This is a genomic window from Lawsonibacter sp. JLR.KK007, from assembly GCF_036941135.1.
Taxonomy (GTDB): domain Bacteria; phylum Bacillota; class Clostridia; order Oscillospirales; family Oscillospiraceae; genus Lawsonibacter.
Map to the genome: position 1 here is coordinate 1,109,496 of NZ_JAYWSY010000002.1, position 12,456 is coordinate 1,121,951.

General features: G+C 64.9%; 7 protein-coding genes. 5 read left to right on the plus strand and 2 right to left on the minus strand.

Annotation, left to right across the window (positions count from 1 at the left end):
- Nucleotides 1-44: 44 nt before the first annotated feature.
- The 3 genes from VV088_RS15395 (at nucleotide 45) to rpiB (ending at nucleotide 6,322) form a co-directional block, all read left to right on the plus strand.
- Nucleotides 45-2,531, plus strand: a complete 2,487-nt coding sequence (locus tag VV088_RS15395) for an efflux RND transporter permease subunit (protein WP_334601594.1) — start codon at nucleotides 45-47, stop codon at nucleotides 2,529-2,531.
- Complete coding sequence (locus VV088_RS15400; RefSeq protein WP_334601595.1) at nucleotides 2,524-5,790, plus strand: hypothetical protein; 3,267 nt, start codon at nucleotides 2,524-2,526, stop codon at nucleotides 5,788-5,790. Before VV088_RS15395 ends, VV088_RS15400 begins: the two co-directional genes overlap by 8 nt.
- A 94-nt stretch (nucleotides 5,791-5,884) precedes the next feature.
- Nucleotides 5,885-6,322 (plus strand): ribose 5-phosphate isomerase B, encoded by a 438-nt coding sequence (gene rpiB, locus VV088_RS15405; RefSeq protein WP_334601596.1) that lies wholly within the window; start codon nucleotides 5,885-5,887, stop codon nucleotides 6,320-6,322.
- Between the two features lie 111 nt (nucleotides 6,323-6,433).
- Here rpiB and VV088_RS15410 read toward each other — a convergent pair whose 3' ends face one another.
- A complete protein-coding gene (locus VV088_RS15410; RefSeq protein WP_334601597.1) occupies nucleotides 6,434-7,420 on the minus strand; it encodes a helix-turn-helix transcriptional regulator in 987 nt (328 codons plus the stop codon).
- Between the two features lie 66 nt (nucleotides 7,421-7,486).
- Entirely contained in the window at nucleotides 7,487-7,819 is a 333-nt protein-coding gene (locus VV088_RS15415) for an arsenate reductase family protein (RefSeq protein WP_334601598.1), read from the minus strand.
- 122 nt (nucleotides 7,820-7,941) lie between these two features.
- On the opposite strand from VV088_RS15415, the gene VV088_RS15420 reads away from it, so the two are divergent.
- Together VV088_RS15420 and VV088_RS15425 are read left to right on the plus strand one after the other, a co-directional pair.
- Nucleotides 7,942-10,305 (plus strand): sugar phosphate nucleotidyltransferase, encoded by a 2,364-nt coding sequence (locus VV088_RS15420; protein WP_334601599.1) that lies wholly within the window; start codon nucleotides 7,942-7,944, stop codon nucleotides 10,303-10,305.
- Between the two features lie 345 nt (nucleotides 10,306-10,650).
- A complete protein-coding gene (locus VV088_RS15425) occupies nucleotides 10,651-12,309 on the plus strand; it encodes a ribonuclease J (RefSeq protein ID WP_334601600.1) in 1,659 nt (552 codons plus the stop codon).
- The last annotated feature ends 147 nt before the right edge of the window (nucleotides 12,310-12,456 follow it).

Sequence of the window (12,456 nt, forward strand, 5' to 3'; positions counted from 1 at the left end):
TAGTATTATAATATGTCATAGCTCAGTAGAAAGGAGTGCTTACCTTGAACCGGAACACAGCAGAGCAATCGGAAAAGCAGAGCCCGATGGAACGGGTCTCCGCCTTCATTGTAGATAAGCGGAAGGCTTTTTATCTCATGTACATCGGCATCGCCATCTTTTGCGTGTTCTCCAGCAGCTGGGTGGAGGTCAACGACGATCTGACCAGCTACCTGCCCGACACCACCGAGACCCGTCAGGGCCTGACGATCATGGACCAGGAATTTGTCACCTTCGGCACCAGCCGCATCATGGTGGACAACATCTCCTACCGCCAGGCGGAGCTTCTGGCGGAGCAGGCAGAGGCCCTTCCGGGGGTGAAGGAGGTGGCCTTCGACGGCACGGCGGACCACTACACCAACGGCTCCGCCCTGTTCTCCATCACCTACGACGGCACCGCCAGCGATCCGGTGAGCCTGGAGGGGCTGGAGGGCGTCAAGGCCCTGCTGGAGGGGTATGACGTCTACATCACCGGCGACACCGGCGACTCAGCTTCCGCCAGCCTGGACGCCGAGATGCAGGTGGTCATGCTCATTGCCGTGGTGATCATCCTGGTGGTGCTGCTGTTCACCTCCCACACTTATATGGAAATCCCGGTGCTGCTCATGACCTTCGGCATGGCGGCCCTGATGAACAAGGGCACCAACTTTATCTTTGGAGAGATCTCCTTTGTCTCCAACTCGGTGGCGGTGGTGCTTCAGCTTGCTCTGGCCATCGATTACGCCATCATCCTCTGCCACCGCTACACCGAGGAGCGGGAGCGCATGGAGGCCAGAGAGGCGGTGGTGCTGGCCCTGAGCAAGGCAATCCCCGAGATCTCCGGCAGCTCCATGACCACGCTCTCCGGCCTGGGGGCCATGTGCTTCATGCAGTTCGGCATCGGGAAGGACCTGGGCCTGGTGCTGATGAAGGCCATCGTACTCAGCCTGCTGGCTGTGTTCACCCTGATGCCGGGGCTGCTGTTCAGCTTCAGCGGTTTCATTGACCGCACCCACCACCGCAGCTTTGTCCCCCAGATCACCGGCTGGGGCCGTCTGGCTGTGAAGACCCGCTTCATCATGCCGCCGCTGTTTGTGGCGCTGCTGATTGGGGGCTTTGTCTTCGCCAACCGCTGTCCCTACGCCTACGGACAGACCGAGCTGACCACCATACGCAAAAACGAGACCCAGATCGCCCAGACCCGGGTGAACGATACCTTCGGCCGGGTGAACACCCTGGCTGTGCTGGTACCCCAGGGGGATTACGAGCAGGAGGGCCGTCTGCTCCGGGAGCTGGAGCGGATGCCCGAGACCAACACCGTGCTGGGCCTGGCCAACGTGGACGCTATGGACGGCTACGTCCTGACCGACCGGCTGACCCCCCGGCAGTTCGCGGAGATGACCGACCTGGACATCGAGGTGACCCGGCTGCTGTACTCCGCCTACGCCGTCGACCAGGAGGACTATGGGCAGGTGGTTTCCGGCCTGAACAGCTACGGCGTGCCCCTCATTGACATGTTTCTGTACGTCTACGACATGATGGAGGAGGGCTACGTCACCCTGGACGACGACATGACCGAGACCATCGAGGACCTCCACACGCAGCTCACCGATGCGCAGCTCCAGCTGAAGGGGGAGAACTACAGCCGTCTGGTCCTCCAGCTGGACCTGCCCGAGGAGGGCGCGGAGACCTTCGCCTTTCTGGACACCATGCACCAGGTCGTGGGCCGGTACTACGGGGAAGACGCCCTGCTGGTGGGCAATTCCACCAGCGATCTGGATCTGTCCACCTCCTTCGGCAACGACAATCTGCTGATCAGCATCCTCACCATCGTCTTTGTGGTGCTGGTGCTGGTGTTCACCTTCCAGTCCGCCGGACTGCCCATCCTGCTGATTCTGGTCATTCAGGGCAGCGTGTGGATCAATTTCTCCTTCCCCTATCTGCAGCATGAGCCCCTGTTCTTCCTCAGCTATCTGGTGGTCAGCTCCATCCAGATGGGCGCCAACATTGACTACGCCATCGTCATCGCCAACCGCTATGTGGAGCTGAAGCAGACCATGTCCCCCAAGGACGCGGTGATCGAGTCCCTGAACGAGGCATTTCCCACCATCGTCACCTCGGGCACCATCCTGGCCTCCGCCGGAATCGCCATCGGCGTGCTGTCCACCACCGCCTCCATCGCCTCCATCGGGGTGTGCCTGGGCCGGGGCACTCTGATTTCCATCTTCCTGGTGATGGGAATCCTGCCCCAGATCCTGCTGCTGGGCGACATCATCATCGAAAAGACCGCCTTCACCCTCAAGGCCCGGCTTCCCATCCAGACCCACACCGGCGCCATGCGGGTGGACGGCCACGTACGGGGCTACGTCTCCGGCATGGTGGACGCCGACTTCAGCGGCACGCTCCACGGCACCATCAACGCCGCAGTGGCGGCAGGGACGCTGGAGCCCGTGGAGGACGACCCGCCTGCGGCGGCGCTTACGGCAGGAAAGGGGGCGGAAGCCCATGAATAAGCGTTTTACCGACCGGCTGCTCGCCCTTCTGCTGGCCTGGTGGCTGCTAGCATCCTTTGCGATGCCCGTGACTTGGGCCGAGCCGGGGGATACCGTGACCATTTCCACCGCGGAGGACCTGCTCCGCTTTGCCAAAAGCTGTGCGCTGGACACCTGGTCCCAGGGGAAAACGGTGGTGCTGGCCGCCGACCTGGAGCTGGCAGCAGAGGAGTTCACCCCCATCCCCACCTTCGGCGGGACCTTCCTGGGGCAGGGACATACCATCTCCGGCCTGCGGATCACCTCCGCGGGCTCCGTCCAGGGGCTGTTCCGGTACATCCAGCCCAGCGGGACCGTCCAGGACCTGACCGTCCAGGGGACGGTCGTCCCAGAGGGGACCCGCTCCACCGTGGGCGGCATCGTGGGCGACAACGCCGGGGTCCTGCAGGACTGCGCGTTCCAGGGGACCGTCCAGGGGGACAGCAGCGTGGGCGGGATCGCCGGACGAAACTGCGCGGCCGGACAGATCATCCGCTGCACCTCCTCCGGCTCGGTCAGCGGAGACAACGCTGCCGGCGGGATCGCAGGCCGCAATCTGGGCCTGCTGCTGAAGTGCGAGAACAGAGCTGGAGTGAATCTGACCCAGACCGAGTCCTCCATCGACCTGCTGGATGCGGGCGCCGGGGCCGCCCTGGAGGAGCGGGCCGCCGCCGATGACGAGACCTATCACCTGCTCAGCAGCGGCTTTGATACCGGCGGCATCGTGGGCTATTCCAGCGGTGTGGTACAGAGCTGCACCAACTACGGCACGGTGGGGTACCCCCACGTGGGCTACAACACCGGCGGGATTGCCGGCCGGCAGAGCGGCTATCTGGCGGGGTGCGTCAACTCCGGAACGGTCTATGGCCGCAAGGACGTGGGCGGCATTGTGGGCCAGGCGGAGCCGTATCTGCTGGTCGACCCCGGCGAGGATACTTTGAACCGCCTGCGCACCGAGCTGGACACCCTGGACCGCTTCATCAACCGCGCCCTGGACAACGCCCAGCGCACCGGGGACAGCGTCTACGACCGGCTGGAGGTCATGAGCGGCTTCACCGACGACGCCAGGGACAGCTCCCAGCGGCTGCTGAACCGGGTGGGGGACTTTGCCGACGAAAATGTGGAGACCATCAATCTGCTGTCTGCAGATATTACCAGCGCTCTGGACAAGATCTCCCCCGCCCTGGACGATCTGTCCGACGCGGGCGGACAGCTGGAGCGTCTGTCCGTCCGGCTGGAGCGGGCCATGGACGACTTGGGCGATGCGGTGAACACCGGCGGCCAGGTGATGCGTGACCTGCGGTCTGCGGTGAGCAGCCTGCGGGAGGCGGCTTCCGGCCTGACCTCGGCGGCGGGTTCAATGGAGGCTGCGCTGGATGCCTTTCACCGCTTTCTGAGTCCGGGGGATTGGGAGTTCTCCTGGGAAGCGCTAGACGAGGCGCGGGCAGCGCTGCGCCAGGCGTTCCGCACCCTGCAGGGGGCCGGGGACGGCCTGGACAGCGCCCTCTCCCAACTCCAGACAGCCTTGAACCGCTCCGGAGCGCTGTCCGGCCACCTGGGGGACGCGCTGGAAGAATTCGAGGACGCCGCCAGCTCCTCCGCCGCCATCGGGCGGCTGATGCGGCGGTCCCTGGACACCATCGGCGACGCGGTGGACCTTCTGACGGCGGACGGTCCGGCGGAGTTCACCCCCCTAGGGGACGACTTCCGTCAGGCCAGCGGCGGCCTGTTTGACGCCCTGTCCGGATTGTCCAACGAGATGGAGGGGCTGCGGAGCACGATCCAGAGCGGGGGCGACACGCTGGCCTCCGATCTGCGGGCCATCAGCCGCCAGTTCAACGTGGTCTTTGACGTACTGCTGGACGCCCTCATTGAGCTGCGGGGCGACGCAGAGGACGGCTTCGACGATCGGATCCAGGACACCTCCGAGGAGGACATCGCCGCCACTCGGGAGGGCAAAATAGCCGACTGCCGCAGCACCGGCACCGTAGAGGGCGACCGGAACGTGGGCGGCATCGTGGGCGCCATGGCCATCGAGTTCGACCTGGACCCGGAGGACGACCAGGCGGACCGCTTCTCCTTCGGCGCCACCTATGAGACCAAGGCCGTGCTGCAGAGCTGCCTGAACTATGGCAGCGTCACCGCCAAAAAGGACGGCGTGGGCGGTCTGGCGGGCCGGATGGACCTGGGTACCGCGCTGGACTGCCAGAACTACGGCTCGGTGGCCAGCACCGGAGGGGACTACGTGGGCGGCGTGGCCGGCTTTGCGGACGCCTCCATCCGGAGCTGCTTTGCCAAAAACACCCTCTCGGGCAAGAACTATGTCGGCGGCATCGCCGGCTGGGCCAGCCGCCTGCAGGAGTGCTATGCCATCCCCACCATCACGGAGGGGAGCGAGTGCCTGGGAGCCGTCGCCGGAGGCGTGGCGGCCAATGGCGTCCTGCAGGACAACCGCTTTGTGGACACCGGCACGGCAGGTGTGGATGGCGTCAGCTATGCGGGCCGGGCGGAACCCATCCCCTTCGACGAGCTGAGCCAGCTGCCCGGCATCCCTCCGGAGTTTACCGGCTTTACCCTGACCCTCCTGGCCGGGGAGGAGACGGTGGCCCAGATCCCCTTCCTCTACGGGGAGGACCTCTCCCAGGTCCAGCTGCCCCCGGTGCCCGAGGTGGAGGGCTGCTACGGCTTGTGGCCGGAGTTTGACCGCTCCGGGCTCCGTTCCGACCTCACGGTGGAGGCGGAGTACGCCCCCTGGGTCACCCTGGTGGCCAGCGACGCCCAGAAGGGCCGGCTGTCCGTGGCCTTGGCGGAGGGGGTCTTTACCGGCGAGGTGGAGCTTCTCGTAACCGCCAGCACCTCCCCGCCGCCCCAAGAGGCCGGCGAGGAGGCCGAGCTCTGGGACATCACCCTCACCGGCACCGGCTTGACCGGGGAGGACCCCGTCCCTCTGCGCCTGCTCAGCCCCGGCGGGGGCGGAGCCAAGGTCTGGCAGTACCAAAACGGCCAGTGGCAGCCGGTGGAGGCCCAGCAAAACGGCCAGTACCTCCTGCTGTCTATGACGGGGCCTCAGGGCACCTTCTGCGTCCAGCCCCTGGCTGAGACTCCCTGGGGCCTGGCCGCCGCCGCCGTTGGAGCGGCAGCGCTGGCCGTCCTCCTGCTGGTTTTTCTGAGAAAGCGGAAAAAAGCCGCCGTGGTCAAGGCCGCCGCCCTGAAGGAGCAGGACTCCGCCGCAAAGGACTGAAAAAACCTCCGCCCCCCTTGCAAAGCGACGGAAAAGAAGCTACAATAGAAGCGAAACAACGGCCCGCAGGGGCCTTTTGATGGGAGGAAGGATCATGATTGCCATTGCGTCTGACCATGGCGGCTATCAGCTCAAGGAACATCTCAAGGCGTATCTGGCCGCGAAGGGCCTCACATGTGAGGATTTCGGCACCAACAGCACGGAAAGCTGCGACTACCCCATCTTTGGCAAGGCGGCCGCCCAAGCGGTGGCCGCCGGCCGGTGCGAGACGGGGATCGTCATCTGCACCACCGGTATCGGCATCTCCATCTGCGCCAACAAGGTGAAGGGCATCCGCTGTGCCCTGTGCGGCGACATACTGTCCGCCGAACTCACCCGCCGCCACAACAACGCCAATATGCTCGCCCTGGGCGCGGGGATCACCGGCCCCATGCTGGCGGAACGCATTGTAGATGTCTTCCTCAGCACTGGATTCGAGGGCGGCCGCCACGCACGCCGGGTGGGCCTGTTGATGGACGTTGAAAAAGAGTGAAGCGCGAACCCCCGGAGAGGCACAGCTCTCCGGGGGTTCCATTCCTTATACATGCATATGCAATGTCAGCTGAAAACGTCTGCGCCCGGGCCAGGACCAGCAGTCCCGCCGCTAGGGCAGCTCCTCCAGGGTAGCGGCCAGACGGCGGCGGTAGGCGGATACAGCCTCCTTGGGACCCGCCAGGGTGATGCTGCCGTTCAGCCCCAGCAACCAGCCGAAAAACTGGGGGCTGATGACCACCGGCAGGGTGACGGTAAAGTGCTCCTCCCCGTCCGGGACCAGGATGACCTCCTGCCCAAAGCGGTCCCACACCAGGCTGGCCTTGTCCCGCCGCCCCCGGAGGGTGACCTTCATTTCCTGCCCGCTGTACATGCCAAAATGCTTCTGGCCGTACTCGGCCAGCTGGAAGTTCGGGTACTGCTCCCGCCCCTCCCGGTCCAGATTGGTGACAACGATCTCGGTCATCTTGTCCACCCGGTAATGGCGCAGCTCCCGATGGGTGTGGTCGAAGGCCACCAGATAATAGTTCTCGCTGTTCCAGATCAGGCCGTAGGGGGAGACCATATACCGCTTTCCGTCCTGGCGGAAGACCTTCTTCCGCTGGATGTCGTAGTCAAAGTATTTAAAGGTGATGGCCTTTTGGCCGGCGATGGCGGCGTGGAGCTTGTCCACGTTGTAGTAGATGCTCTCGTTCATCACCTTGATGCGGCCGGAGACATACACCTGCCGCTGGAGCTGTCCTGCCTGGTGGACGCTGGCCAGCCCCTCCAGCTTGCGGATGAGGGCGTCGCTCTTTTTCTGGGTGATAAAGCGGGAGGACTGCACCGCGTCCATCAGCAGCTTGACCTCAGGCAGCTCAAACTCCCGGTCTCCCACGAACCAGCCGGAGGTCTTCCCCTTCCGGGACTGGATGTCCATCCCGAACAGGCGCAGGGCCTCCAGGTCGTCGTAGATGCTCTTGCGCTCGGCCTTGATGTCCTGCCGGGCCAGCTCCTCAATGATCTGGAGCACGGTGAGCGGGTGCTCCTCGTCGGTCTGGCGCAGGAGCATGCGGTACAGACAGAGCAGTTTGGTCTTCTGATTGGGACTTTTTGCCATAGACGTTCTCCTCCTGTTCTGGTTTTATCCCAGCATAGCGGAAAGGCTGTCCGATAAACCGGACTTTTACGTCCAGGTCTCCCACACCTCGGGGCAAAAGCCCACCGTGGCCTGCCTGCCATTGCGGACCACCGGGGTGCGCAGAAGGGAGGGGTCCTCAAAGAACTTCTCCAGCTTGGCCCCGTCGCCGGCCAGGTAGGACAGCAGGACCGCGTCCGGGTGTTTCGGGTCCGCCATGGCCTCCAGCCCCACGGCGTTCTTCACGCTGGTCAGCTCCCCCAGGCTCATGCCGTATTTCCTCACGTCCACCGACTGGAATTTGATCCGGCGCTCCTTGAACCAGCGTTCCGCCTTTTTGGTGTCAAAGCACTTGCTCCGGCCAAAGATCTGAATGTTCATGCCACGGGCTCCTCTCTCCTTATTTTTTTCACTATACCATATTTTACTGCTTCAGACAAGATTGAAAGGGGCCGTCCCGAGCCATACTAACCACCATGAACAATGGAAGGATGGCGAACGGTTTGAAAGCTGTCATTATGGCGGGCGGGGAGGGCACCCGGCTGCGGCCTCTGTCTCTGGGCGCGCCCAAGCCCATGACCCCTCTGCTGGGCCGGCCGGTGATGGAGCACATCATCCGCCTGCTGAAGGACCACGGGATCACCGATATCTGCGTCACCCTGTGCTACAAGCCTCAGGCGGTGATGGACCGCTTCGGCGGCGGGGAGCAGCTGGGGGTGCGGCTGACCTATTTCGTCGAGGAGGAGCCCATGGGAACGGCGGGCAGTGTGAAAAACTGCGCGGACCATCTGGGGCAGGAGGACTTTCTGGTGATCAGCGGGGACTGCGTCTGCGATCTGGACCTGTCCCGGCTGATCCGCTTTCATCAGGAGCGCGGGGCTCAGGCCACCTTGGGCCTCTACCGCCACAAGCGCCCGCTGGAGTACGGACTGGTCCTGACCGGCGGGGACGGCAGGGTAGAGCGTTTTGTGGAAAAGCCGGCCTGGGGCCAGGTGTTCACCGATCAGATCAACACCGGCATCTATGTTCTGTCCCCCGCCGCCATGGAACGGGTCCCGGCCAACGAGGCGTGGGATTTTGGAAAGAATCTCTTCCCTGCCCTGCTCCAGGAGGGAGCGCCCCTCTACGGCATCCCCCTGGAGGGCTACTGGTGCGACATGGGGGACTGCAGCGCCTATCTGGACTGTGTCTGCGACGCCCTGTCCGGCAGGATCAAGCTGGACATGGGGCTGCCCAAGCGGGAGGGCGGCGTGTGGTCCGCCCAGCCCCTGCCGGAGGGATTGAACCTGGTGCCCCCCTGCTGGATCGGGGAGGGGGTGTCCCTGGGAGAGGGCTGCCTCATTGGCCCCCACGCCGTGCTGGACCGGGGGGCCCGGGTTGGGGAGCGGGCCATGGTCCAGCGGTCCATCCTGCTGGAAGACGCCGCCGCCGGGCCCAGGACCACTCTGTATGGGGCAATCCTATGCAGGGATGCCTCCGCCCGGAAGGGGGCGGTCCTCAACGAGGGGGCCGTCCTTGGGGAAAACGCCCTGGCGGAGGAGGGCAGCACCCTGCTGGAGCGGGTCCGGCTCTGGCCGGGCCAGACCGCCCCCGCCGCCTGCCGCCTGGCCCGGTCCATCACCAGCGGGAGCCAGAAGGGGGTGCTGCGCTTCGGGGACAACGGAGTCATCCGGGGCATCCTGGGGGAGGACATGGGACCGGAGGCGCTGCTCATGCTGGGCAGCATTTTGGGGACCGAAGGTCAGGTGGGCCTGGGCAGCTCCCCCACCCCCGGGGCCGGGATGCTGGCCCGGGCGGCGGCGGTAGGGGTCGCTGCCGCCGGGGGAGAGGTACTCACCCACCCCCTCACCAGCCCTGTGCAGGGGGCGGGACTGGCCGCCTTCCATCAGCTGCCGGTCTCCCTGTTTGTGGAGGAGAGCGAGAATACCGTCTACCTCCACCTGTTTGACAAAAACGGACTGCCGCTGGACCGGGCCAGGGAGCGCAAGCTGGAGCACGCCCTGCTCCAGGGGGAGGTGCGCCGCACCAGAGGGGATAAGGTGGGCCGCCTGCGGCAGCTGGAGGTCTCTCAGGAGCAGTGGGCCCGCCGGGTAGCCAGCGAGGCCGGCCTGCGCCGTCCCGCCCTGCGGCGGGTGACGGTGGCGGTGGGGGATGCGGCCCCGGAGGACCGGGCCCTCCGGGCGGCCCTGGCCGCCTTCGGCTGCAAGCTGGAGCGGGAGTGGCGGCCTGGCATCCCCGCCTTCCAGGCCCGGCAGGGCGGCTTCTCCCTCGCAGCCCAGGACGAGCGGGGCGCGGTGGTGGAGCCGGGGCAGATGCTGGCCCTGCTCACCCTCATTGAGATGGAGAACGGCTCCGGAAAGGTGGCCGTCCCCCCGGCGGCCAGCGCGGCGGTGGAGCTGGTGGCCGCGGGCTACGGCGGCACCGTCCTCCGCCTGGACCGGGACGGAGAACCGGCCCGGGAGCTCTACGCCGCCCTGCCTTGGCTGCGGCAGGCGCCGGCGGCGGCGGTGCGGATCTGCGCGCGGATGGCCGTCTCCGGCCAGAAGCTGGAGTCGCTGACGGCCAAAACGCCCCGGTTCTCCTCCTGGCGGCGGGAGGTGCCGCTGAGCTCCGACCGGGGGCGGGTGATGCAGGTCCTTGCCCGGGAGCACGCCCGCACCCCCTCCAGCGAGGGCCTGCGGATGCGCACCGGCAGCGGCTGGGTCTACCTGACCCCCGTCGCCCGGCGGTCCGCCCTGCGCATCATGACCGAGGGTCCCGACCTGGAGCTGGCCGCCGAGCTGTGCGACTTCTACGCCAATCGCGCAGCGGAGGTGGACCGGGCGATTTCTGAACAATGTGCACAAGATGAAAACACATCGCTGTGATTTTGTTCTTCCGAAACGCATAGTATACTTTTCAGGAAAAGTGTGGTAAACTAAAGACAGCTTTTGTGCCCTTTTGGGCCTTTGACTTGTCTTGATTTAAACGCCTGCGGGGCCGGGAGGGGACCTCCCGCCCCCAGCGTCTAAATATATCCCCCACGCCCCACCCGTAACGCAGACGGGGACAGGCCCGGGGAATCACCGACGGCAGATACCATCCGAAAGACGAAGGGACCGCGCATCCAAACCGGCGAGGCAGGGCCGGGGCGAAGCAGTCCTTCGTCTGATTGCATATGGTTTTTTCGGTCGGGATACATCGAACCAACCCAAATATGAAAAGGAGTTATCATGGCAGAAAAACTGAAAATCATTTCTCTGGGCGGCCTGAACGAGATCGGAAAAAACCTGACGGTCTACGAATACGGCGGCGACATCATTGTAGTGGACGTGGGCATGGGCTTCCCCGACGACGACATGTACGGCATCGACGTGGTTATCCCTGACGTCACCTACCTGATCAAGAACCAGAACAAGATCCGGGGCATTTTCATCACCCACGGCCACGAGGACCACATCGGGGCGCTGCCCTATGTGCTGCGGTCGGTCAACGCCCCCATCTACGCCACCCGCATGTCCGCCGGACTCATCAAGCTGAAGCTGGAGGAACACCGCCTGCTGGACCGCACCAAGCTCATCACCTGTGAGGCGGGGGACGTGGTCAAGGCAGGAAGGTTCAGCGTAGAGTTCATCCACGTGAACCACTCCATCGCGGACGCGGTGGCCTTCGCCATCAAGTGCCCGGTGGGCACCTGTGTCCACACCGGCGACTTCAAGATCGACGCCACCCCCATCCAGGGGGGGATGATGGACCTGGCCCGCCTGGGCGAGCTGGGCAAGGAGGGGGTGCTGGCCCTGCTGGCCGACTCCACCAATGTGGAACGCTCGGGCTACACCCGCTCCGAGCGCAGCGTGGGGGCCTCCTTCGACGCCCTCTTCCGGGGCTGTCAGGAGCGCATCATCGTCACCACCTTTGCCTCCAATGTGGACCGCATCCAGCAGGTCATCGACGTAGCCGCCCGGTATGGGCGGAAGGTAGCCGTCACAGGGCGGTCCATGGAGAATGTGATGCGGGTGTCCGCCGAGCTGGGCTATATGAACATCCCCGACGGCATCCTCATGGACCTGAACCACATCAAGTCCCTGCCCAAGGACCGGGTGTGCATCATCACTACCGGCAGTCAGGGCGAGACCATGTCCGCCCTCACCCGCATGGCCTTCAACACCCACCGTCAGGTGGACCTGCTCCCTGGCGACCGGGTGATCATCTCCGCCTCCGCCATCCCCGGCAACGAAAACGCCATCGGCAACGTGGTCAACGAACTGTACCGCAAGGGCGTGGAGGTAATGAACGAGCGGGACCTGGCCCTCCATGTCTCCGGCCACGCCTGCCAGGAGGAGCTGAAGATCGTCCACGCCCTGGTGAAGCCCAAGTTCTTCGTCCCCCTCCACGGCGAGCAGCGGATGCTCCAGATCCACGCCAAGCTGGCCCGGGAGATGGGCATGGAGCCTAACCACATCCTCATCAGCGACATCGGCCGGGTGATGGAGTTCACCCCCAATTCCGCCAAGCTGACGGGGACGGTCACCGCCGGGCAGGTCTTTGTGGACGGCTACGGCGTGGGCGATGTGGGCAGCGTGGTCCTGCGGGACCGCCGCCACCTGGCTGAGGACGGCATGATCGTGGTGGCCCTGTCCATGTCCGCCGAAAACGGCGAGCTGGTCTCCGGCCCGGACATCATTACCAGAGGCTTCGTCTATGTGAAGGAGTCCGAGGGCCTGCTGGAGGAGCTGCGTCAGGTCGCCGTTGAGGCCATCCAGCATGTGGACACCCGCTACAGTACCGACTGGTCCGCCATCAAGGGGGCCATCAAGGGCGACCTGTCCGGGTACCTCTACAAGAAAACCAAACGCTCCCCCATGATCCTGCCTGTTATCATGGAGGTATAAAAAAGCCCCCCCTCTGAGGAAGGCGGCGGAGGAAGTTCCCTGCCGGACACCCATTCGTTTCCCAAGAACCCCTCACCGCTCCGGGAGCGGAGTCCTCTTTGCGAAGGGGGGCCTTCCCCGCGGGGGACGGGAGTCTTTTGCGATCTT

What these genes read in the sequence shown, in the direction of transcription:
- VV088_RS15400 (WP_334601595.1), top strand. Translation starts at nt 2,524, where the DNA reads ATGAATAAGCGTTTTACCGACCGGCTGCTCGCCCTTCTGCTGGCCTGG.
- rpiB (WP_334601596.1), top strand. Translation starts at nt 5,885, where the DNA reads ATGATTGCCATTGCGTCTGACCATGGCGGCTATCAGCTCAAGGAACAT.
- VV088_RS15410 (WP_334601597.1), bottom strand. Translation starts at nt 7,420, where the DNA reads ATGGCAAAAAGTCCCAATCAGAAGACCAAACTGCTCTGTCTGTACCGC.
- VV088_RS15415 (WP_334601598.1), bottom strand. Translation starts at nt 7,819, where the DNA reads ATGAACATTCAGATCTTTGGCCGGAGCAAGTGCTTTGACACCAAAAAG.
- VV088_RS15425 (WP_334601600.1), top strand. Translation starts at nt 10,651, where the DNA reads ATGGCAGAAAAACTGAAAATCATTTCTCTGGGCGGCCTGAACGAGATC.